Below are 21373 nucleotides of genomic sequence, written 5' to 3'. Positions count from 1 at the left end.
CCCGCCGCGGGGGGGGGGGGCGGGGGGGGGGGCGGGGGGGCCGCGGCCCCGCCCCCCGACGCCCCGTTCGACCCGGCGGAGCTGCCCGCGGGCCTGGGTGACCTCTTCAAGGGCCGCTGACCCGCGTGATCACGCACCTGCGCGGCACGGTCGTCCTCGGCGACGACCAGGAGGTCGGCGAGGCCTGGATCGTCGGGGACCGGCTCACGCTCGAGCAGCCCGTCTCGCCGGCTGAGGCCGTGCTCGAGGGCTGGGTGCTGCCGGGGCTCGTCGACGTGCACTGCCACATCGGGCTCGCCGCCGACGGTGCGGTGGACCCCGCGACGGCCGAGGCCCAGGCCCGGGCCGACCGGGACTCCGGCGTGCTGCTCGTGCGGGACGCCGGGTCGCCCGCCGACACCCGCTGGGTCGACGGCCGCGCCGACCTGCCGCGGCTGCTGCGCGCCGGTCACCACCTCGCGCTCACCAAGCGCTACCTGCGCCACTACGGCCGCGAGCTCACCGACCCGTCGCAGCTGCCGCAGGCCGTGCGCGAGGAGGCCGCGCGGGGCGACGGCTGGGTCAAGCTCGTCGCCGACTGGATCGACCGTGACCTCGGGGCGGACGGGGACCTGCGCCCGCTGTGGCCGGCCGACGTCCTGGCCGAGGCCGTCGCCGTCGCGCACGCCGCGGGTGCGCGCGTCACCGCGCACACCTTCAGCCACGAGGCGATCGACGACCTGCTCGACGCCGGCGTGGACGGCCTCGAGCACGCGACCGGTGCCACGCCCGAGCAGATCGCCCGCATCGCGGCCGCGGGCGTCCCGGTGACCGCGACGCTCCTGCAGGTCGGGCAGTTCGAGGCCATCGCGGCGCAGGGCGAGGCCCGCTACCCGCGCTTCGCCGCGCGCATGCGCGCGATGCACGCCCGCCGGTACGACCACGTGCGCGACCTGCACGACGCGGGCGTCCCCGTGCTCGTGGGGACCGACGCCGGCGGGACGATCGCACACGGCCACGTCGCGGACGAGGCGGCCGAGATGGTCCGCGCCGGGATCCCCGCGCACGACGTGGTGGCCGCCGCCTCGTGGCGTGCCCGCGCCTGGCTGGGCGTGCCCGGCATCGCCGAGGGCGAGAGCGCGGACGTCGTCGTGTACGGCACCGACCCGCGCGTCGACGTCGGCGCGCTGGCCGGTCCGAGGGCCGTCGTGCTGCGGGGCGTCCGGGTCCGCTGACGCACCTGCGCCCGGCCGTTTGGGCGAGCACGCCGCGTCTGGCAGAATGGTCGGCTGTACTCGGTCCGCGCAGCCCCTCTACCTGCTCGGTGCCCGTGTCCTCCGGCCGGACCGGCGCGCCCACCCCCACGGGTCGCACCGCCTGGCCACCCCAGCAGACATCAGGAGAACACCACCTCGTGGCAACGAAGATCCGTCTCAAGCGCCTGGGCAAGATCCGCGCGCCGTACTACCGCATCGTCGTCGCCGACTCGCGCACCAAGCGCGACGGTCGTGTGATCGAGGAGATCGGCAAGTACCACCCGACCGAGGAGCCGTCCCTCATCGAGATCACCTCGGAGCGGGCGCAGTACTGGCTGGGCGTCGGCGCCCAGCCGACCGAGCAGGTGCAGGTGCTGCTCAAGATCACCGGTGACTGGCAGAAGTTCAAGGGCCTCCCCGGCACCGAGGGCACCCTGCGTGTCAAGGAGCCCAAGGTCGACCCGAAGGCCGCCGTCGAGGCTGCCGCGCTGGACGCCGAGAAGGTCAAGGCGAAGGCGTCGGAGAAGAAGGCTGCCGCCGCGCAGGAGCCCGCCGAGCAGGCTGCTCCCGCCGAGGACGAGCAGGCCTGATGCTCGCCGACGCGCTCGAGCACCTGGTGCGCGGCATCGTCGACCACCCGGACGACGTGCACGTGCGCTCGTCGTCGCTGCGCCGGGGGGAGATGCTCGAGGTGCGTGTGCACCCCGAGGACCTCGGGCGCGTCATCGGGCGTGGCGGCCGGACCGCTCGCGCGCTGCGCACGGTGGTCGGGGCGCTGTCGCCCGACGGTGCCGTGCGCGTCGACGTGGTCGACGTCGACCGGCGCTGACCGCAGACACCGACGGCCCGGTCCCTCGACGCGGGCCCGGGCCGTCGTCGTCCCCGACACGTCGGGGGAGGGAGTGACATGCTGCTGACCGTCGCCCGGATCGGGCGTCCCCACGGTTTGCGCGGGGAGGTCGCGCTGGACGTGCGCACCGATGCGCCGCAGGAGCGTCTGGTCGTGGGCGCCCGCTTCGCCACCGAGCCCGCGGCCGCCGGGCCCCTCGTGGTCGCGCAGGTGCGCGACGCGCAGGGCCGGTGGTACGCCACGTTCGAGCAGGCGTCCGACCGCGAGGGCGCCGAGGCGCTGCGCGGCGTCGCGCTGGTGGTCGAGTCCGACGACGAGCCGCACGACGACGACGGCTGGTACCCGCACGAGCTGGTCGGCCTACGTGCCGAGCACGTCGCCGACGGGCGGCTCCTGGGGGAGGTCGTGGGCCTCGAGCACCTGCCGGCGCACGACGTGCTCGTCCTGCGCGAGCCCGACGGCGCGCGGACGCTCGTGCCGTTCGTCGAGGCCATCGTGCCCGTCGTCGACGTCGCGGGCTCGCGTGTCGTGCTGGACCCGCCCGGTGGGCTCCTCGCCGCCGACGCCGAGAACCTCGTGGTCAGCGACGAGACCCGCGGCACGACGCCCGACGAGGTCTGACGTGCGCATCGACGTCGTCACGATCTTCCCGGAGTACCTCGCACCGCTCGAGCTGTCGCTGGTCGGCAAGGCCCGCACGTCGGGTCTGCTGGACCTGCGGGTCCACGACCTGCGCACGTGGACCGACGACCGCCACCGCACGGTCGACGACACGCCCTTCGGGGGCGGCGCCGGCATGGTCATGCGACCGGACGTCTGGGGCCGGGCGCTCGACGACGTGCTGACGCCCGAGGCGCACCTGCTCGTCCCGTCGCCCGCCGGCGCGCCCTTCACGCAGCGCACCGCCGAGACGTGGGCCACCGAGCAGCACCTGGTCCTCGCGTGCGGACGGTACGAGGGGATCGACTCCCGCGTCGTGGAGCACTACGCCGCGCGCACCCGCGTCACCGAGGTGTCGCTCGGTGACTACGTCCTGAACGGCGGCGAGGTCGCGGCGCTGGTCGTCGTCGAGGCCGTCGCCCGTCTCCTGCCCGGCGTCGTGGGCAACCCCGCGTCGCTCGTGGAGGAGTCCCACGGCGCGGCCGGCCTCCTCGAGTACCCGGTCTACACGAAGCCTCCCTCGTGGCAGGGGCACGACGTCCCCGAGGTCCTGCTCTCCGGGCACCACGCCCGCATCGCCCGCTGGCGGCGCGACGAGGCGCTGCGCCGGACCGCCGCGCGCCGCCCCGACCTCCTCGAGGCGCTCGACGCGGGGGAGTGGGACCGGCACGACCTCGAGGTCCTCGCCGCGTGCGGGTGGCGGCTCGTGGACGGTCGGCTGCGCGCGGAGCCGGGCGCCGACGCGGGACCCGTCGAGGGCTGAGGTCCGCCGGTCGGATTGGGTCGGGTGAGGGCCGCTGTGGCAGACTGTCTCCTCGGTGTGCGTCCGCCGCCTCTCTGCCGCAGGGGAGAGCGCTCGTGACGCGTGGACCGGACCGGCATCCGCCGGGGCCCCGGTCCGGACCGACAGACCCGAACCACGGGCTCGTGCCCTGCCCCGGCAGCGCGTGCGCCCGTCGATCACGTACCTGACCTGCGGCAGGGCGGGGAAGCGACACGACATGCAGACGCTCGACGCTATCGACGCAGCATCGCTGCGGCAGGACCACCCGGACTTCCGCCCCGGTGACACCCTCAAGGTCAACGTGAAGGTCGTCGAGGGCAACCGCTCGCGCATCCAGGCCTTCCAGGGTGTCGTCATCGCCCGCCAGGGTGCCGGCGTGCGCGAGACCTTCACGATCCGCAAGATCAGCTTCGCCGTCGGCGTCGAGCGGACCTTCCCGCTGCACACGCCGTCGATCGACACGATCGAGGTCGTCACCCGCGGTGACGTGCGCCGCGCGAAGCTGTACTACCTGCGCTCGCTGCGCGGCAAGAAGGCGAAGATCAAGGAGAAGCGCGAGAACGCTCCGGCCAAGAAGCGCTGACCAGCGCTTCCCGGTCCTGGGCGCGCGCGCCCACGGCACGTCGCGACGGGCGGTCACCCTCGGGTGGCCGCCCGTCGTCGTCCCCGGGCGGCGGCACGGCGGGCGTCCAGGTGACGTCCTGGCAGGTCTCGCGACGTGGCCGAGGGACCCGTCCGGCGCGGGTCCGTGCCAGAGTGTGTCGGTGACCGAGTTCCGATCCGACGCCACGGGGCCGCTGTCGTCGTCGAGCCGTCCCGCCGACACGCCCCCGACCGCCGCGCGCCCCCTGTGGACGCCCACGGGCGCCCACGGTGGCGGTGCGGGTCAGGACTGGTCGTCCCGCTCGCGGGACGAGGCGGCCGGGGGGGACGACGCGGCCACGCCGCACCGCGACCGCGACGCCGTGCGCCGGCGTCCCGCCACGGCGTGGTCGTGGGTGCGCGAGACCGCGATCATCCTCGTCAGCGCGCTGGTCCTGTCGCTCGTCGTCAAGACGTTCCTCGTGCAGGCGTTCTTCATCCCGTCGCAGTCGATGGAGATGACGCTCGTGAAGAACGACCGGATCCTGGTCAGCAAGCTCACGCCCGGCCCGTTCGACCTCGAGCGCGGCGACGTCGTGGTGTTCAAGGACCCGGGCGGGTGGCTCCCGCCCGCGATCGAGGCTCCGCGAGGGCCCGTGGCCGAGGCCGTCAACGAGGGCCTGACGTTCATCGGCCTGCTGCCGCAGGACGCCGGGGAGCACCTCGTCAAGCGCGTCATCGGGCTGCCCGGCGACCACGTCGCGTGCGTCGGCCCGGGGGAGCCCATCACCGTCAACGGCGTCCCGATCGACGAGCCGTACCTGGCGCCCGGCTCGCAGCCGAGCGAGAAGGAGTTCGACATCGTCGTCCCGCCGAACTCGCTGTGGGTCATGGGCGACAACCGGCAGCAGTCGGCGGACTCGCGGTTCAACATGGGCAAGGCCGGCGGCGGGTCCGTGCCCGTCGACAACGTCGTCGGTGTCGCGTTCGTGACCGTGTGGCCGGTCGACCGGTTCACGCTGCTGCGCAACCCGTCCGCGACGTTCGCCGACGTGCCCGACGCGGGATGACGACGGCGGGTACCGAGACCGCCGCCCGGGCGTCCGGGCGGACGGTGCGTCGTGCCCCGCGGCCCGCTCCGCACCTGCGCCACGAGCGCGCGCTGCTGCGCACCGGGCTGCGCTACGTCGCCGGCATGGACGAGGTGGGGCGCGGGTCGCTGGCCGGTCCCGTCTCCGTGGGCGTCGTGGTCGTCGACGTCGCGACACGGTCGGCCCCGCGCGGCGTCGCGGACTCCAAGCTGCTGAGCCCCGCCGCGCGCCAGGCGCTGCTGCCCTCGCTCGGCCGCTGGGGCGTCGCGCGCGCCGTGGGGCACGCCTCGCCCGACGAGATCGACGAGCGCGGCATCATCGCGGCGCTGCGCCTGGCGGGGACACGTGCGCTGCGCGAGGTCCTCACGGTCGTCGAGCACGTCGACGCGGTCGTCCTCGACGGGTCGCACGACTGGCTCACCCCGCCGCAGCCCGACCTGTTCGGCACGCAGGACGAGCTGTTCGACCCGCCGCGCGACGTGCCCGTCCCGGTCGTGCACCTCAGGGTCAAGGCCGACCGGTCGTGCGCGAGCGTCGCGGCCGCCAGCGTGCTGGCCAAGTGCGAGCGCGACGCGCTCATGGTGCGACACGCCGCGCTGCACCCCGAGTACCGCTGGGAGGACAACAAGGGCTATGCGGCGCCCGAGCACGTCGCCGCCCTCCGGGAGCACGGCCCGAGCCCTCTGCACCGCCGGTCCTGGCGGCTCCCGACCCTGCAGGAGCCACCGGTCCCGAGCAGCGGGCACGGCTGGGCGACGGACCCCCTGCTGCCGGACCCGGGACCGCACGGACCGTCGTGACGGCGCGATGGGGGATGATGGTCGCGTGAGCGCCGAGGACCTGGAGAACTACGAGACCGACATGGAGCTCGCGCTCTACCGCGAGTACCGCGACGTGGTCGGGCTCTTCTCGTACGTCGTCGAGACCGAGCGACGGTTCTACCTCGCGAACCACGTGGACCTGCAGGTCCGGTCCGCCGCGGGCGAGGTCTACTTCGAGCTCTCGCTCGTCGACGCCTGGGTGTGGGACGTGTACCGCTCGGCGCGGTTCGTGAAGTCGGTCCGGGTCGTGACGTTCAAGGACGTCAACGTCGAGGAGCTCGCCAAGGCGGAGCTGGACCTCGGCTCGGGGACCGGCTTCACCGGCTGACGGCTGCGCGGACGCCACCGCGGACGCCCACCGCGGTCCGGTCCGCGGCGGTGCTCGAGCCGCCCCCAGCCCCCTCCCGCGCACCGCCCGTCCACCGGTCCGGCGCCGCACCGCCCGCTGCCCGACGCCTCCGGGCAGGGTCGGTGCCGGAGGTGGTCGACGTGCGGGCGAAGGACGCGGTCGGACGGTACGGGGAGGACGTGGCGACGGCATTCGTCACGCAGGCGGGATGGACGGTGCTCGCCCGCAACTGGCGGTGCCCGGAGGGCGAGCTCGACATCGTCGCGCTCGACGGGGACGAGGTCGTCGCGATCGAGGTGAAGACGCGGCGCTCGACCGCCTACGGACACCCGGCCGAGGCGGTCACGCACCGCAAGCTCGCGCGGGTGCGCCGGCTCACCGCGCGGTGGCTGAGCGAGCACGACGTCCGGGCCCGGTCGGTCCGGGTCGACGTCATCGCCGTGCTCGTGCAGCGGCAGGGTGCGGCGCGCGTCGAGCACCTCGTCGGGGTGGTCTGAGTGCTCGGGCGCACCCGCGCCGTCGCGCTCGTCGGGCTCGTCGGGCACCTCGTGGACGTCGAGTCGCACCTCGCGCCGTCGCTGCCGGCGTTCACGCTGGTCGGGCTGCCCGACGCGTCGCTGGCCGAGGCGCGTGACCGCGTTCGGGCTGCGGTGACGTCGTCCGGGCTGGCCTGGCCGACGCGCCGCATCACGGTCAACCTCTCACCGGCGACCCTGCCGAAGACCGGTTCCTCGTTCGACCTGGCGGTCGCCGTCGCCACGCTGGCGGGCGCGGGGCTCGTGGACGTGGCGTCCGTGGCGGGCTGGGTCCACCTGGGCGAGCTGGGGCTCGACGGGCGCCTGCGCCCGGTGCGGGGGGTGCTGCCGTCCGTCGCGGCGGCGGTCGCCGCCGGGCACCCGCGGGTCGTCGTGCCGCGTGGCAACGTCGCCGAGGCGCGGCTGGTGCCGGGCGCGCAGGTGCTGGCCGCCGACAGCCTCGCGCAGGTCGCGGTGCACCACGGGGCCGACATCGAGGTGCCGGACGTCGAGCCGGTGCGGGACGTCGTGTCCACGGTGGCGGTGCGCAGCGACCCCGACCTGTCCGACGTGCTGGGGCAGGACGAGGCGCGCTACGGGCTGGAGGTCGCCGCAGCGGGCGGCCACCACCTCCTGATGGTGGGGCCACCCGGTGCCGGCAAGACGATGCTCGCGGCGCGGCTGCCCGGGCTCCTGCCGGACCTCGACGAGGCCGATGCGGTCGAGGTGACCGCGGTGCACTCGGTGGCGGGCACGTTCGACCCGGGGGGCGGGCTGGTGCGTCGACCTCCGTTCGAGGACCCGCACCACACGGCGACGCCCGCGAGCATCGTCGGTGGCGGGTCCGGGCTGCCGCGGCCGGGGGCGGCGTCCCGCGCGCACCGGGGCGTGCTGTTCCTCGACGAGGCTCCCGAGTTCACCTCGGCCGTGCTGCAGACGCTGCGGCAGCCGCTCGAGCACGGTGAGCTGGTGCTGCACCGTGCCGCCGGCACGGCGCGCTACCCGGCGCGCTTCCAGCTCGTCCTCGCCGCCAACCCGTGCCCGTGCGGGCACGCGGTCGGCAAGGGGCTGGCGTGCACGTGCCGTCCGGAGCAGCGACGGCGGTACTTCGGCAAGCTGTCGGGTCCGCTGCTCGACCGCGTCGACCTGCAGCTCGAGGTGCCGGCGGCCCGCGCGGGGGACGTGCCCGGCGAGTGCACCGCGACGGTCGCCGGTCGTGTCGTCGCGGCGCGCGCGGCCCAGCGTGAGCGCTGGCACGGCACGGGGTGGCGCAGCAACGCCGAGGTGCCGGGCCGCGCCCTGCACGCGCGGCTCGGCGCCGACCGGCCGCTGGTGGCCGACCTGGAGCGCGCGGTGGACCGCGGCACCCTGAGCCTGCGGGGCGCCGACCGGGTGCTGCGGGTCGCGTGGACGGTCGCCGACCTCGCGGGCCGTGCCGCCCCGCACCGTCACGACGTCGCGCACGCCCTCGTGCTGCGGACCCGGGGGCACGGGGCATGAGCGCGACCCACCCTCCGGGGCAGCGCGGCGACAGCGACGGTCGCGAGGGCGACCGGCACGCCAGGGCGGTGTGGAGCGCCCTGGCGGAGCCCGGCGACGCCGTGGCCGGGGCGCTGGTCCAGGCGTGCGGCGCGTCCGCGTCGCTGGCCTGGACGGCCGACGCCGTGGCGACCGGGCGCGTCGACTGGTCACGGCTCGAGGAGACGGCCGGCGAGCTCGACGGGGCGCTGCGGCGGCGGGTCGAGACGGCGGTCCGGCGGTGGGCGCCCCGGTGGCGGTCGCTCGACCCCGAGCGGGACCGTGCCGCCGCGTCCCGCTGCGGGGCGCGGCTCGTCGTCCCCGGCGACCCCGCGTGGCCGCGCGGCCTCGACGACCTGGGCGCTCTGGCGCCCTTCGCGCTGTGGGTCCGCGGCGGACCGCCGACGGCCGCCAGGTCCGTGGCGCTCGTCGGTGCGCGAGCCAGCACGACCTACGGCGAGCGCGTGACGGTCGATCTCGCGGTCGAGCTCGCGCGCCGGGGCTGGGTCGTGGTCTCCGGGGGTGCCTACGGCATCGACGCGGCGGCGCACCGGGGTGCCCTGCTGGGCGGGGGAATGACCCACGTGGTGCTCGCCGGCGGCGTGGACCGCGCGTACCCGGTCGGCAACGCGTCGCTCCTCGAGGAGGTGGTGCGCACAGGCGGGAGCCTGGTCAGCGAGGTGCCGCCCGGGTCCACACCCAGCCGGGGACGCTTCCTGCAGCGCAACCGGCTGATCGCGGCTGTCTCGCACGCGACCGTCGTGGTCGAGGCGGCGTGGCGGTCGGGTGCGGCGAGCACGGCGCACCACGCGGCCCGCCTGCTGCGCCCGGTCGGTGCGGTGCCCGGCCCCGTCACGTCGGCCGCGTCGGCGGGGTGCCACCGGCTGCTGCGCGACGGGGTCGCCGTGTGCGTCACCGACGCCGACGAGGTGGCCGAGCTGGCCGGCACCGTGGGTGCGGACCTCGCACCACCACCCCGTCCGGAGGTCACCCGGGCGACCGACGGGCTCGAGCCGCCGGCGCGCCGCGTGCACGACGCCCTGTCACGGCGGACCGCACGCGACGTCGAGCAGGTCGCCGCGCGTGCCGGCGCGACCCTCGCCGAGGCGCGTGCGATGCTCGGTCTCCTCGAGCTCGAAGGCCTCGCGCGACGCGTTGCCGCCGGCTGGGTGGTCACCGACGGACATGAGTAGCGAAGGGGTGAAAAAAAGCGGCTTTCGTGGGAATCCACTCCGGAGGAACGGACATTGTCCACCAATCCGTGCAGTGCATTCGGGCCCGGTGCTGAACGAGCCTTGTCGATCCGGGTGGTGCACGTCACCTTAGGGAGATGCACATGGCGGAGATCACCACAGGGGCGCCCCACCGGGCCCTTCTGTGCAGCGATTTCGCCCTTCACCTGCGCGCCCAGCGCGGCGTCTCGGAGCACACCGTCCGCGCCTATCTCGGCGACGTGGACCACCTGCTGAACCACGCGGTGCGCCACGGCGTCACCCGCGTGGACGAGATCGACATCGCCGTTCTGCGAGGCTGGCTCGCCGCGATGGCGAACGCCGACCTGAGCCGCGCGACGCTCGCCCGCCGGGCGGCGGCCGCCCGGACGTTCTTCAAGTGGGCCACCCACACGAGCCGTGTCGCCACGGACCCGACCCTGCGTCTGGGCACCGCGCGCGCCGCGGGCTCGCTCCCGACGGTCCTGGCCGTCGAGCCCGTCACGCGGCTGCTCGACGCGGCGCGCGATCGCGCCGCCGACGGCGATCCCGTCCACGTGCGCGACTGGGCGGCCGTCGAGCTCCTGTATGCGACCGGTGTGCGCGTCGGTGAGCTCTGCAGCGCCGACGTCGACGACCTGGACCTGGACGAGCTGACCCTGCGGGTCGTCGGCAAGGGCGACAAGCAGCGTGTCGTGCCCTTCGGGCGGCCGGCGTCGCGCGCCGTGCGTACGTGGTTGCAGACCGGGCGTCCGCGCCTGGCGCGCGACGGTGCGCGCGGTGCCCTCCTGCTGGGTCGGCGCGGTGGCCGCATCGACCAGCGGCAGGTGCGCACGGTGGTCCACGAGCTGGCCACGCTCGTCGGTGTCGACGACGTCGCACCCCACGCGCTGCGGCACACGGCCGCGACGCACCTGCTCGAGGGAGGGTCGGACCTGCGCACGGTGCAGGAGATCCTCGGCCACGCGAGCCTGTCGACGACGCAGCGCTACACCCACGTCTCGGCCGAGCGTCTGCGCTCGGCCTTCGAGCTCGCCCACCCGCGGGCCTGACGACCATGACCACCACCCGGGGCGGGGCCCCTTCCCCTCGCCTGACCACCGGCAGCACCAGCACAGATACGGAGCCGACGATGACGGCACTGCACGAAGCCCTCGCCGGTCCTGGCGCTCCCAGCGCGCTGCGTGGCTACCGTCCCGGGACCGCCCCCGCCGGCGTCATCCCGCAGCAGCGGACGGCACCGGCCGACGAGCCGGCGCTCACGGCTGCCGCACCTGCCGACGAGGTCGTCGCGACGCGCTCACCGGTCGACGCCGCCTGGGACCGCTTCACGACGACGCACTGCGCCGAGGCGCGCGAGCTGCTGATCCTCAACTACGTGCCCCTCGTCATGGCGGTCGCGGGGCGGATCGGCATGCGCCTGCCGTCGACCGTCGAGCACGCCGACCTGGTCTCCTACGGGATGTTCGGCCTCATCGACGCGATCGAGAAGTACCGCACCGACCGTGCGGTGAAGTTCGAGTCGTACGCGTCGTCGCGGATCCGCGGCGCGATCATCGACGAGCTGCGGGCGATGGACTGGGTGCCGCGCTCCGTGCGCACCAAGGCCCGTGCGGTGGACCGCGCCTACGGCGAGCTGGAGTCGTCGTTGCACCGTGCGCCGACCGAGGCCGAGGTCGCGCAGCGGCTCGAGCTGCCCGTCGGCGAGCTCCGTGCCGTGTACTCCCAGCTCGCGTCCGTCAACATCGCGGCGCTCGACGAGCTGCTCGCCGGGAGCGACGACCGCCCGGGTGCGGCGACGCTCGCCGACACCCTGGGCGACCGCCGCGCCGACGACCCGGCCGGGTCGGTCGAGGCGCAGGAGACGAAGTACCTGCTCTCGCGCGCGATCGAGTGCCTGGGGGAGCGCGAGCGCCTCGTCGTCGTCCTCTACTACTACGAGAGCATGACGCTCGCGGAGATCGGTCGGGTCCTGGGCGTCACCGAGTCGCGCATCTCGCAGATCCACACGGCGGCCATGGGTCGCCTGCGCACGCGGCTGCGGGACGCCGAGCACGCCTGACCCGCTCTGCAGAGACCTGCGGAGGCTCACGGGAGCGGGAGCAGCACGACCGGTCCGCGGCCGGGGAGCAGCGCCCAGGGGTCGACGTAGGTGTCACCCTCACGCACGCCCCAGTGGAGCGCGGGGACCCCGAGCGCCCCGTCGTGCACCGGCCCGTCGACCGTGCCCAGCGGGTCCCCTGCGACCACACGGGTGCCGGCGCCGACCGGGTCTCCCACGGGTTCGAGGCTGCTGCGACGCCCGTCGTCGTGCAGGACCGACACGACGCCGCGTCCGGCGACCGCGCCCGCGAACGTCACCACGCCGGCCGCGGGCGCCCTCACCGTCGCCCCGGGGGTCGTGACGAGGTCGACGCCGCGGTGCCCGGCGAGCCACGGCCGCGGCGGCGGGTCGAACCCGCGCAGCAGCTGCACGGGCTCGTCCAGGGGTGGGCGGTAGGCGACGGCGGCCGCGACGTCCGGGAGCGCAGGGCTCGTTCCCGGCCACGTCAAGCCCGTCCCGAGCGCGAGCGCGGCACCCAGCACGAGGCCCCGGCGCAGGGCGCCCGGTACGGCGGCGGCAGAGCGGGTGGGGGAGCGCACCGGCCCATCGTGCGAGGCCGCGCCCAGCCGTGGGGCCGAGGGGCGGCCGACTGGGGAGGGACGGTCGGCGGCGGGCGCCTGGGGTCGGGTCGCCGCGCCGGGGTGGCGTGGTGGCGCCCCCGCGTGCCGCGTCCCCGTGCGTTCCGGGCCCTCGCACCGGTGGGCTAGACTGCTCACACGACCGGCCTCTGCCGATCGAATTCGCGTGCCACGACCCCGGTCGTCGTCGTCGATGCTGCGCGTCCCGCGCTCCGCCCTCGGGTGGGCAGGGACCGCGCGGACCGGACGGTGACGGCGGGACATCGTCCGCTGTGGTCCGGGCCCTGTGCCCGGTGCGGGCGCTGTGTGGCACCAGGGGCACGACCACCGGTCGTGCCGACAACCGAGATCGCGGCCCCTCGCGGGTCCGCAGGAGTGCGCGCGCCTCGCGGTGCGCGCCGGAAGGACGTGCCATGGCCGTCGTGACCATGCGCCAGCTGCTCGAGAGCGGTGTCCACTTCGGGCACCAGACCCGGCGCTGGAACCCCAAGATGAAGCGCTTCATCTTCACCGAGCGCAACGGCATCTACATCGTCGACCTGCAGCAGTCGCTGTCCTACATCGACCGCGCGTACGAGTTCGTCTCCCAGACCGTCGCGCACGGTGGGTCGATCCTGTTCGTCGGCACGAAGAAGCAGGCGCAGGAGCCGGTCGCGGAGCAGGCCGCCCGCGTCGGGATGCCCTACGTCAACCAGCGCTGGCTGGGTGGCATGCTCACCAACTTCTCGACCGTGCACAAGCGTCTGCAGCGCCTCAAGGAGCTGGAGCAGGTCGACTTCGACGACGTCGCGGGCTCCTCGCTGACGAAGAAGGAGCTGCTCGTCCTGCGTCGCGAGAAGGACAAGCTCACCAAGACGCTCGGCGGCATCCGTGACATGGCCAAGGTCCCCTCGGCCGTGTGGATCGTCGACACGAACAAGGAGCACCTCGCCGTCAACGAGGCGCGCAAGCTCGGCATCCCGGTCGTCGCGATCCTCGACACCAACTGCGACCCCGACGTCGTCGACTACCCGATCCCGGGCAACGACGACGCGATCCGCGCCGTCCAGCTGCTCACCCGCGTGATCGCCGACGCGGTCGCCGACGGCACGCTCAAGCGCCACTCGGGCGGCAACGCCGCAGCGCAGGGCGGCGAGGCCGCCGCCGAGCCGCTCGCCGAGTGGGAGCGCGAGCTCCTCGCCGGTGCCGAGGCCGGTCTGCAGGACCCGGCGCTCGCGCCGGCAGCCGTCGAGGCCGCCGCCGAGCAGGCCGGTGACGCCGAGGTCGCTCCCGGGACCGCCGGTCCCGACGAGACCGCCGTGGTCCCCGGCCAGGACGCCGCTCCGGCCGTCGAGGCCGCCGCCGCGGCCGAGGCACGCGAGGAGGCAGCCGTCGAGGCTGCCGAGCCCGCCGCCGAGGAGGCCCCGGTCGTCGAGGCCCCCGCCGAGGCCGAGGGCACCGAGCAGGCCTGACGCCCTGCGCCCGCGCGGGCGCCCGGCTCGACCCACGGGTGCGGCGCGGCGACGCGCCGCACCCGGCATGCCGAGGACGTCGGCATGACGAGAACTCGAGGACGGACACCACTGATGGCGAACTACTCGCTGGCAGACATCAAGGCGCTGCGCGAGCGGACCGGCGCGGGCATGATGGACGTGAAGAAGGCGCTCGAGGAGGCCGACGGCGACGCCGACAAGGCCCTCGAGATCATCCGCGTCAAGGGCCTCAAGGGCGTCGGCAAGCGCGAGGGTCGCGCGGCCTCCGACGGCCTGGTCGCGGCGCACGTCGGCCCCACCGCCGACGGTGAGGGTCAGACGGGCGTGCTCGTCGAGATCAACTCCGAGACGGACTTCGTCGCGAAGAACCAGACCTTCATCTCGCTCGCGGAGCGGGTCCTGGCCGCCGCCGTCGCCTCTGGCGCGGCCGACGCCGACGCGCTCCTCGCCGCCGAGTCGGACGGCACGCCCGTGCAGACGGTCGTCGACGAGACGGCCGCGACGCTGGGCGAGAAGGTCGTCGTGCGCCGCGTGGCCCGCCTCGCGGGTGAGCACGTCGAGGTCTACCTGCACAAGGTCAACAAGGACCTCCCGCCGCAGGTCGGCGTCCTGATCGCGACCGACCAGGCCGGTGCCGCGGTCGCCCGCGACATCGCGACGCACGTCGCCGCCTTCTCGCCGTCGTACCTGTCGCGCGACGAGGTCCCGGCGGACGTCGTGGAGAACGAGCGCCGCATCGCCGAGGAGACGGCCCGCAACGAGGGCAAGCCCGAGGGCGCGCTGCCGAAGATCGTCGAGGGTCGCCTCAACGGGTTCTTCAAGGACGCCGTCCTGCTGGACCAGGCCTTCGCGAAGGACAACAAGAAGTCGGTCGCCCAGGTGCTCGCCGAGGTCGGCGGCACCGTCACGGGCTTCGTGCGCTACCGCGTCGGAGCCTGACCGCGTGACGACGACGGTGGCCCCGGCCCGCGAGGGTCGGGGCCACCGCCGCACCGGGAGTCCGCGGTCCGCCGGACGACCCGCAGCCATCCAGCGGCCACGCGCCACGCGGCGCACGAGCGAGGTGGAGAACACGTGAGCCAGCAGCCGTCGCCGCAGGTGTCGCACAGGGGCACGCCGGACGGGGCACGACGCGTCCTGCTCAAGCTCTCCGGCGAGAGCTTCGGCGGAGGCGCCGTCGGCCTGGCGATCCCCGTGGTCCGTCGGATCGCGAAGGAGATCGGTGCGGCGGTCGACAGCGGCGTCCAGGTCGCGATCGTCGTCGGCGGTGGGAACTTCTTCCGTGGCGTCGAGCTCCAGGTCAGCGGCATGGACCGCGCCCGGGCCGACTACATGGGGATGCTCGGCACGGTGATGAACTGCCTCGCGCTGCAGGACTTCCTCGAGCAGGCCGGCGTCAGCACGCGCGTGCAGACCGCCATCGCGATGGGTCAGGTCGCCGAGCCGTACATCCCGCTGCGCGCGATCCGTCACCTCGAGAAGGGCCGCGTCGTCATCTTCGGCGCCGGCGCGGGCATGCCCTACTTCTCGACCGACACGGTCGCCGTCCAGCGTGCCCTCGAGACGCACTGCCACGAGGTGCTCATGGCGAAGAACGGCGTGGACGGCGTCTACACCGCGGACCCGCGTCTCGACCCCGACGCCCGCAAGCTCGACCACCTGACGTACACCGAGGCGATCGTCGGCGAGCTCGGCGTGATGGACACGTCGGCCCTGAGCCTGTGCCGCGACAACGACGTGCCGATGCGCGTCTTCGGCCTCGAGGAGACCGGCAACGTCACGCGGGCGCTCGAGGGTGAGAAGATCGGGACGCTCGTCACCGCGAGCTGAGCACCGCGCAGGCGGCCCCGCCGCCCGCACGCCCATGTCCACGACCCAGACGAAGGAGCACCGGTGATCGACGACACACTTCTCGAGGCCGAGGAGAAGATGGACAAGGCCGTGGGCGTCGCGAAGGAGGACTTCTCCGCGATCCGCACGGGACGTGCGAACGCCGCGATGTTCGCGAAGGTGTTCGTCGACTACTACGGTGCGCCGACGCCCCTGCAGCAGCTGGCCTCGTTCAACGTCGTCGAGGCCCGCACGATCCTCGTCTCGCCGTTCGACAAGTCGTCGACCACGGCGATCGAGAAGGCGCTGCGCGACTCCGACCTGGGGGTCAACCCCACGAACGACGGCAACGTCGTGCGCGTCGTGCTCCCGGCCCTGACGGCCGAGCGTCGCAAGGACTTCGTCAAGCTCGCCAAGACCAAGGCCGAGGACGCCCGCATCTCGGTGCGCTCCGTGCGCCGCCGGGCCAAGGAGGAGCTCGACCGCATCGCCAAGGACGGCGAGGCGGGCGAGGACGAGGTCGCACGCGCAGAGAAGGAGCTCGAGGCGCTGACGAAGAAGCACGTCGAGCTCGTCGACCAGCTGCTCGCCTCCAAGGAGAGCGAGCTCCTCGAGGTCTGATGACGCAGCTCGCCGCACCCCGCAAGACCGGCGCGGGCCGGGACCTCCCGGCCGCGGTGACGGTCGGCGTCGTGCTGCTCGGAGTCGTCGGCGCCTCGCTCTTCATCCGCAAGGAGGCGTTCGCCGCCTTCGCCGTGCTGGCCGTGGCGGCCGCGATGTGGGAGCTCGCGCAGGCATTCGGCCGGCGGGCGATCCACCTGCCCCTCGTGCCGCTGATCGTCGGCTCGGCGGGGATCCTGGTGTCCGCGTACGTCGCGGGGACCGAGGCGCTGTTCGTCGCGTTCCTGCTGACCGTGGGCGGTGCCGTCGTGTGGCGCGTCCTGGACGGCAGCGGCGAGGCGGCGCTGCGCGACGCGTCGGCGGCCACCTTCGCGGCCGCCTACCTGCCGTTCCTCGGCGGGTTCGTCATGCTGCTGCTGGCCGAGCCGGACGGGCCCGCGCGCGTCGCGCTCTTCGTGCTCCTGGCGGTCGCGTGCGACACCGGCGGCTACGTCGTCGGGACGCTGCTCGGGCGCCATCCGCTCGCGCCCTCCGTCAGCCCCAAGAAGTCCTGGGAAGGGCTGTTCGGCTCCCTCGTGCTCACGAGCGTCGTCGGTGTCGTCGGCGTCCAGACGGTGTTCCAGGGCGAACCCCTCGTGGGTGCGCTGCTCGGCGTGGGCGTCGTCGTGAGCGCCACGCTCGGCGACCTCGCCGAGTCCATGATCAAGCGGGACCTCGAGCTCAAGGACATGGGCCGCCTGCTGCCCGGCCACGGCGGCGTGCTCGACCGTCTCGACTCGCTCCTGCTGACGGCTCCGACCGTGTGGGTGCTGCTCACCGTCCTGCAGCCGCCCGCAGGCTGACCGCCCCTCACCACCAGAAGGAGGGCGCCGACCGTGAACGCCACCCCCGTACGTCTCCAGCTCACCGCGACCTCGCGCGGTGCGCGCGGCAAGCCGCCGCGCCACTTCGTCGACCTGACGCCCGACGAGCGCGTCGAGGCCGTCACGGCGCTCGGCGAGAAGCCGTTCCGCGCCAAGCAGCTCGCGACGCACTACTTCACGCACCTGACGGCCGACGCCGAGGCGATGACCGACCTGCCGAAGGCGAGCCGGGACGTGCTCGTCGCCGACCTGTTCCCCGAGCTGCTCACCACGAGCCGCACGCTGACGGCCGACCACGGCACGACGGTCAAGACGCTGTACCACCTGTTCGACGGCGCCAAGGTCGAGTCGGTGCTCATGCGCTACGCGAACCGCACCACGCTGTGCGTGTCGTCCCAGGCGGGCTGCGGCCTGGCCTGCTCGTTCTGCGCGACCGGGAAGATGGGTCTGCTGCGCAACCTCTCGACGGCGGAGATCGTCGAGCAGGTGCGCCAGGCTGCGCGGGCGCTGTCGGCCGGTGAGGTCCCCGGGGGCGCGACGCGGCTGAGCAACGTCGTCTTCATGGGCATGGGCGAGCCGCTCGCCAACTACAAGTCCGTCATGGCGACCGTGCGCCGCCTCGTCGCGCCGGCGCCGGACGGCCTGGGGCTGTCCGCGCGCAACGTCACGGTCTCGACCGTGGGGCTCGTCCCGGCGATGGACAAGCTCGCCGGCGAGGGGATCCCGGTGACGCTCGCGCTGTCGCTGCACGCACCCGACGACGAGCTGCGCAGCGAGCTCGTCCCGGTGAACACCCGCTGGAGCGTCGACGAGGCGCTCGACTCCGCCCGCCGGTACTTCGACGCCACCGGTCGTCGGGTGTCCATCGAGTACGCGCTGATCCGGGACGTCAACGACCACGCGTGGCGCGCGGACCTGCTGGGGGAGAAGCTCCTCGCGCGCGGCGGCGCCGGGTGGGTGCACTGCAACCCGATCCCGCTGAACCCGACACCGGGTTCGCGCTGGACGGCGAGCGATCCGCAGGTCGAGCGCGAGTTCGTGGCACGCTTGCGCGCGCACGGCATCCCGACCACGATCCGGGACACCCGGGGCAGCGACATCGACGGCGCCTGCGGCCAGCTCGCGGCGGAGGAGGACGAGTGAGCGACGGCATGTTCCGCACGGTGTCCGGGCTCCGGCGTGGGTACGACCCCGACGAGGTCGACGAGTTCTTCTCGCACGCACGCTCCGTCTACGAGCAGGGACCCGCGACCGCGATCTCCGGTGCGGACGTGCGCCAGGTGGCGTTCGACCTCGTGCGCGGGGGCTACGTGACGGCCGCGGTGGACGCCGCGCTCGACCGGCTCGAGGCCGCGTTCGTCGCGCGGCACCGCGCGCAGTTCGTCACCGAGCGCGGCCAGGAGGCGTGGATGGCGCACCTCGGCGCGCAGGCCCGCACGCTCTACGGGCGCCTCGGCCGCCCCGACGGCGACCGTTTCGCGCCGCCCGAGGGGCGCAAGCCCGGCTACGAGCCCGCCGACGTGGACGAGCTGTGCCACCGGCTCGTCGCCTACTTCGACACGGGCGCGCCGCTGACGGCGGGCGAGGTGCGTGCCACCACGTTCCGGCGCCGCAACGGCCGCAACGGCTACGCGGAGGGCCCGGTCGACGCGTTCGTCGCGCGCGCGGTCGAGGTCCTGCTCGGCGTCGAGTGAGCACGTGGGGCACGGACCACCGGAGCCGGCCGTGAGCCGGTCGGTCGTCGTGCTCGGGTCGACCGGCTCGATCGGCACGCAGGCGCTGGAGATCATGGCGACGCGGCCGGACAGCTTCACGGTCGCGGGCCTGTCGGCGGGCGGCGGGAACGTCGAGCTGCTCGTGGCACAGGCCCGGGCGCACGCGGTCCCCGTGGTGGCGGTCGCCGATCCCGCGGTCGCGGCGATCGTGCGCGACGCGCTGCCGGGCACCCGCGTGCTGGACGGACCGGACGCCTCCGCGGAGCTCGCGGCGTCGGGTGCCGACGTCGTGCTGAACGGGATCACCGGCTCGGTGGGCCTGCTCCCGACGCTCGCCGCGCTGCGCGCGGGCAGCACGCTGGCGCTCGCCAACAAGGAGTCGCTGGTGGTCGGCGGTGCGCTCGTGCACGCCGCGGCGGTCCGGCCCGGGCAGATCGTGCCCGTCGACTCCGAGCACTCGGCGATCGCGCAGGCGCTGCGATCGGGCCACGACCACGAGGTCCAGCGGCTGGTGCTGACCGCGTCGGGAGGTCCCTTCCGCGGCTGGTCGGCCGAGCAGGTGCGCGCGGCCACGCCGCAGCAGGCGCTGGCGCACCCGACGTGGTCGATGGGGCCGGTCGTCACGGTCAACTCCGCCAGCCTCATGAACAAGGGCCTCGAGCTCATCGAGGCCCATCTCCTGTTCGGCATCCCGGTCGAGCGGATCGCCGTCGTCGTGCACCCGCAGTCGGTCGTGCACTCGATGGTCGAGTTCGTCGACGGCTCGACGATCGCGCAGGCGTCGCCGCCGGACATGCGGCTGCCGATCGCGCTGGGCCTGGCCTGGCCGGACCGCGTGCCCGGTGCGGCGCGTGCGTGCGACTGGTCGACCGCGACGTCGTGGACCTTCGAGCCGCTCGACGAGGACGTGTTCCCCGCCGTGGCCCTGGCGCGCACGGCGGCCGCGGCCTCGGCGACGCACCCGGCCGTCTACAACGCGGCCAACGAGGAGTGCGTCGGGGCGTTCCTGGCGGGTCGGATCGGCTTCGGGCAGATCGTCGCGACGGTGGACCGCGTGCTGGCGGAGCACGTCGGCACGCCGCCCGACGCCCTCACGCTCGAGGCGGTCCTCGACGCCGAGACGTGGGCGCGCGCACGCGCGCACGAGGTGCTCGCAGCCGGCTGACCGCACGCTGCCGACGCCACCGGGTGCCTCGCCGTCCGCGCGGTCACCCGCCGAGCAGGGGCGCCAGCGCATCGGCCGCGCGGCTGCTGCGACCCGTGCGTCGCTCGGTGCGGTCCGACCACGCGGCGGCCCACCGGGCGGCGGTGATCCCGGCCCAGCGCAGGGGCTCGGGCTCCCACGCGGGTGAGCGGTGCCCGACCCACGGCAGCCGGGTCAGCGGGGTGTCCGCACCGGTCACGAGGTCCGCCAGGGTCCGACCGGCGAGGTTCGACGCGGCGACCCCGTCGCCCACGTAGCCGCCCGCCCAGCCGATCCCGGTGTCGGGGTCGAACCCGACCGACGGGTGCCAGTCGCGCGGGACGGCCAGCGGCCCACCCCATGTGTGGGTCACCTCGAACCCTGCCACCGCGGGGAAGAGGTCGACCAGCGCGCGGCGCAGGTGCTCGTGCACGTGCGGCACCCGGTCGTAGGCGGGCTCGATGCGCGACCCCGCGTGGTACGGCGCCCCGCGTCCCCCGAACGCGAGGCGGTCGTCGGCGGTGCGCTGCCCGTAGACGACGAGGTGACGCGCGTCGGCGAACGTCTGGCCGCGGTCGAGACCGATCCGGTCCCACACGTCCGCGGGCAGCGGCTCGGTGGCGATCATGAGGGAGTACACCGGCGCGACGGCGCGCCGGGTGGGCGCCTGCTGCGCCGTCCACGCCTCGGTGGCCCGCACGACCCACCGGCAGCGGGCGGTGCCGCGGTCGGTCACGACGGCGCGGGGCGAGATGCGCCGCACGGTCGTGCCCTCGGCGATGCGCGCGCCCCGCTGCTCGACGACGCCCGCCAGGCCCCGGACCAGCCGGGCCGGCTGGACGCTCGCGCAGTCGGGCGTCCACGAACCGGCGAGCACACCCGACGCGCGCACGTGGGCCGCCACCCCGTCGGCGTCGAGCAGGTGCTCCTCGTCGCCCCACCGGCCCGCCTCGGCCACGTGCGCGGCCACCCGGTCCACCTGCGGCGACGTGCGTGCGAGCGTCACCGTGCCGCCGAAGCGGAAGTCGCAGTCGATCTGCTCGGCCGCCGTGACGCCGCCGACCTCGACGACCGTGTCGCGCAGCGCGGCGCGCATGGCGTGCGCCGCGTCCGGCCCGTGGCGGCGCGCGAGCGCGTCGGGCCCGACAGGGAACAGCGCCGAGCACCAGCCGCCGTTGCGGCCGCTGGCGCCGAAGCCCACCACCTCGGCGTCGAGCACGAGCACGTCGAGGGACGGGTCGGCCTCGAGCAGGTAGTACGCGGTCCACAGTCCGCTGTAGCCGCCCCCCACCACCACGACGTCGGCGGTGGTGTCGCCGTCCAGCGGCGGACGGGCGCGGGCGGCGTCGGGGTCGTCCGCCACGACCTGCTCCCACCACAGGGACACGTCC

24 protein-coding genes are annotated in these 21373 nt (G+C 74.7%); 22 read left to right on the top strand and 2 right to left on the bottom strand.

Translation table 11 applies throughout. The features are described 5' to 3' along the window. Positions 1-125: 125 nt before the first annotated feature. The 14 genes from H9657_RS11505 (at position 126) to H9657_RS11440 (ending at position 11678) form a co-directional block, all read left to right on the top strand. Complete coding sequence (locus H9657_RS11505) at positions 126-1214, top strand: amidohydrolase family protein (RefSeq protein WP_191783515.1); 1089 nt, start codon at positions 126-128, stop codon at positions 1212-1214. Positions 1215-1393: 179 nt separating this feature from the next. Continuing rightward, entirely contained in the window at positions 1394-1825 is a 432-nt protein-coding gene (rpsP, locus tag H9657_RS11500; RefSeq protein WP_191783513.1) for a 30S ribosomal protein S16, read from the top strand. Continuing rightward, positions 1825-2064: an RNA-binding protein gene (locus H9657_RS11495; RefSeq protein WP_191783510.1), complete on the top strand. Its 240-nt coding sequence runs from the start codon at positions 1825-1827 to the stop codon at positions 2062-2064. The genes rpsP and H9657_RS11495 overlap by 1 nt, the downstream gene beginning before the upstream one ends. 78 nt (positions 2065-2142) lie before the next feature. After that, complete coding sequence (gene rimM / locus H9657_RS11490) at positions 2143-2706, top strand: ribosome maturation factor RimM (protein WP_191783508.1); 564 nt, start codon at positions 2143-2145, stop codon at positions 2704-2706. Between the two features lies 1 nt (position 2707). Continuing rightward, positions 2708-3508, top strand: coding sequence for a tRNA (guanosine(37)-N1)-methyltransferase TrmD (gene trmD / locus H9657_RS11485; RefSeq protein WP_191783506.1), 801 nt, complete (start codon positions 2708-2710; stop codon positions 3506-3508). Between the two features lie 238 nt (positions 3509-3746). Further along, positions 3747-4112 carry a 50S ribosomal protein L19 gene (gene rplS / locus H9657_RS11480; RefSeq protein ID WP_191783503.1) on the top strand — a complete coding sequence of 122 codons (366 nt, stop codon included), beginning with the start codon at positions 3747-3749 and terminating at the stop codon, positions 4110-4112. 181 nt (positions 4113-4293) lie between these two features. Next, on the top strand, positions 4294-5181 hold the full coding sequence (gene lepB / locus H9657_RS11475) for a signal peptidase I (protein WP_318241452.1): 888 nt from the start codon (positions 4294-4296) through the stop codon (positions 5179-5181). Next, positions 5178-6002, top strand: a complete 825-nt coding sequence (locus H9657_RS11470; protein WP_191783501.1) for a ribonuclease HII — start codon at positions 5178-5180, stop codon at positions 6000-6002. Before lepB ends, H9657_RS11470 begins: the two co-directional genes overlap by 4 nt. A 25-nt stretch (positions 6003-6027) precedes the next feature. Further along, a complete protein-coding gene (locus tag H9657_RS11465; protein WP_191783499.1) occupies positions 6028-6351 on the top strand; it encodes a DUF2469 domain-containing protein in 324 nt (107 codons plus the stop codon). 161 nt (positions 6352-6512) lie between these two features. Then, positions 6513-6869 carry a YraN family protein gene (locus H9657_RS11460; RefSeq protein WP_191783497.1) on the top strand — a complete coding sequence of 119 codons (357 nt, stop codon included), beginning with the start codon at positions 6513-6515 and terminating at the stop codon, positions 6867-6869. Then, positions 6870-8387, top strand: coding sequence for a YifB family Mg chelatase-like AAA ATPase (locus tag H9657_RS11455; RefSeq protein WP_191783495.1), 1518 nt, complete (start codon positions 6870-6872; stop codon positions 8385-8387). Beyond that, positions 8384-9598, top strand: a complete 1215-nt coding sequence (gene dprA, locus H9657_RS11450) for a DNA-processing protein DprA (RefSeq protein WP_191783493.1) — start codon at positions 8384-8386, stop codon at positions 9596-9598. The genes H9657_RS11455 and dprA overlap by 4 nt, the downstream gene beginning before the upstream one ends. Positions 9599-9735: 137 nt before the next feature. Next, positions 9736-10668, top strand: a complete 933-nt coding sequence (locus tag H9657_RS11445) for a tyrosine-type recombinase/integrase (RefSeq protein WP_318241451.1) — start codon at positions 9736-9738, stop codon at positions 10666-10668. A gap of 80 nt (positions 10669-10748) precedes the next feature. After that, positions 10749-11678 (top strand): FliA/WhiG family RNA polymerase sigma factor, encoded by a 930-nt coding sequence (locus H9657_RS11440; protein ID WP_263598905.1) that lies wholly within the window; start codon positions 10749-10751, stop codon positions 11676-11678. A gap of 26 nt (positions 11679-11704) precedes the next feature. On the opposite strand, the gene H9657_RS19705 is transcribed toward H9657_RS11440, so the two are convergent. After that, positions 11705-12259, bottom strand: coding sequence for a murein hydrolase activator EnvC family protein (locus tag H9657_RS19705; RefSeq protein ID WP_191783487.1), 555 nt, complete (start codon positions 12257-12259; stop codon positions 11705-11707). 452 nt (positions 12260-12711) lie between these two features. On the opposite strand from H9657_RS19705, the gene rpsB reads away from it, so the two are divergent. The 8 genes from rpsB to dxr all read left to right on the top strand — a co-directional run bounded on the left by rpsB (position 12712) and on the right by dxr (position 19964). Beyond that, a complete protein-coding gene (gene rpsB / locus H9657_RS11430) occupies positions 12712-13749 on the top strand; it encodes a 30S ribosomal protein S2 (RefSeq protein ID WP_191783485.1) in 1038 nt (345 codons plus the stop codon). Positions 13750-13863: 114 nt separating this feature from the next. Then, entirely contained in the window at positions 13864-14709 is an 846-nt protein-coding gene (tsf, locus tag H9657_RS11425; RefSeq protein ID WP_191783483.1) for a translation elongation factor Ts, read from the top strand. A gap of 135 nt (positions 14710-14844) precedes the next feature. After that, positions 14845-15600 (top strand): UMP kinase, encoded by a 756-nt coding sequence (gene pyrH / locus H9657_RS11420; protein WP_191783481.1) that lies wholly within the window; start codon positions 14845-14847, stop codon positions 15598-15600. 63 nt (positions 15601-15663) lie between these two features. Beyond that, the gene (gene frr / locus H9657_RS11415; RefSeq protein WP_191783479.1) at positions 15664-16221 is read left to right on the top strand and encodes a ribosome recycling factor; all 558 of its coding nucleotides are present in this window, start codon (positions 15664-15666) and stop codon (positions 16219-16221) included. Next, the gene (locus H9657_RS11410) at positions 16221-17063 is read left to right on the top strand and encodes a phosphatidate cytidylyltransferase (RefSeq protein WP_191783477.1); all 843 of its coding nucleotides are present in this window, start codon (positions 16221-16223) and stop codon (positions 17061-17063) included. Before frr ends, H9657_RS11410 begins: the two co-directional genes overlap by 1 nt. Positions 17064-17096: 33 nt before the next feature. Next, positions 17097-18227 carry a 23S rRNA (adenine(2503)-C(2))-methyltransferase RlmN gene (gene rlmN, locus H9657_RS11405; RefSeq protein ID WP_191783475.1) on the top strand — a complete coding sequence of 377 codons (1131 nt, stop codon included), beginning with the start codon at positions 17097-17099 and terminating at the stop codon, positions 18225-18227. After that, positions 18224-18778, top strand: coding sequence for a DivIVA domain-containing protein (locus H9657_RS11400; protein WP_191783473.1), 555 nt, complete (start codon positions 18224-18226; stop codon positions 18776-18778). The genes rlmN and H9657_RS11400 overlap by 4 nt, the downstream gene beginning before the upstream one ends. 31 nt (positions 18779-18809) lie before the next feature. Further along, positions 18810-19964 carry a 1-deoxy-D-xylulose-5-phosphate reductoisomerase gene (dxr, locus tag H9657_RS11395; RefSeq protein WP_191783471.1) on the top strand — a complete coding sequence of 385 codons (1155 nt, stop codon included), beginning with the start codon at positions 18810-18812 and terminating at the stop codon, positions 19962-19964. 43 nt (positions 19965-20007) lie between these two features. Here dxr and H9657_RS11390 read toward each other — a convergent pair whose 3' ends face one another. Continuing rightward, positions 20008-21369, bottom strand: coding sequence for an NAD(P)/FAD-dependent oxidoreductase (locus tag H9657_RS11390; protein WP_318241450.1), 1362 nt, complete (start codon positions 21367-21369; stop codon positions 20008-20010). Positions 21370-21373 lie beyond the last annotated feature (4 nt).

It is taken from the genome of Cellulomonas avistercoris (genome assembly GCF_014836445.1).
GTDB lineage: Bacteria > Actinomycetota > Actinomycetes > Actinomycetales > Cellulomonadaceae > Cellulomonas > Cellulomonas avistercoris.
Note: the sequence above shows the minus strand (reverse complement) of the source record. Positions and strands in the feature narration are given on the sequence as shown.

What these genes read in the sequence shown, in the direction of transcription:
- H9657_RS11495 (WP_191783510.1), top strand. Translation starts at nt 1,825, where the DNA reads ATGCTCGCCGACGCGCTCGAGCACCTGGTGCGCGGCATCGTCGACCAC.
- rimM (WP_191783508.1), top strand. Translation starts at nt 2,143, where the DNA reads ATGCTGCTGACCGTCGCCCGGATCGGGCGTCCCCACGGTTTGCGCGGG.
- rplS (WP_191783503.1), top strand. Translation starts at nt 3,747, where the DNA reads ATGCAGACGCTCGACGCTATCGACGCAGCATCGCTGCGGCAGGACCAC.
- H9657_RS11470 (WP_191783501.1), top strand. Translation starts at nt 5,178, where the DNA reads ATGACGACGGCGGGTACCGAGACCGCCGCCCGGGCGTCCGGGCGGACG.
- dprA (WP_191783493.1), top strand. Translation starts at nt 8,384, where the DNA reads ATGAGCGCGACCCACCCTCCGGGGCAGCGCGGCGACAGCGACGGTCGC.
- H9657_RS11445 (WP_318241451.1), top strand. Translation starts at nt 9,736, where the DNA reads ATGCACATGGCGGAGATCACCACAGGGGCGCCCCACCGGGCCCTTCTG.
- H9657_RS11440 (WP_263598905.1), top strand. Translation starts at nt 10,749, where the DNA reads ATGACGGCACTGCACGAAGCCCTCGCCGGTCCTGGCGCTCCCAGCGCG.
- rpsB (WP_191783485.1), top strand. Translation starts at nt 12,712, where the DNA reads ATGGCCGTCGTGACCATGCGCCAGCTGCTCGAGAGCGGTGTCCACTTC.
- tsf (WP_191783483.1), top strand. Translation starts at nt 13,864, where the DNA reads ATGGCGAACTACTCGCTGGCAGACATCAAGGCGCTGCGCGAGCGGACC.
- H9657_RS11410 (WP_191783477.1), top strand. Translation starts at nt 16,221, where the DNA reads ATGACGCAGCTCGCCGCACCCCGCAAGACCGGCGCGGGCCGGGACCTC.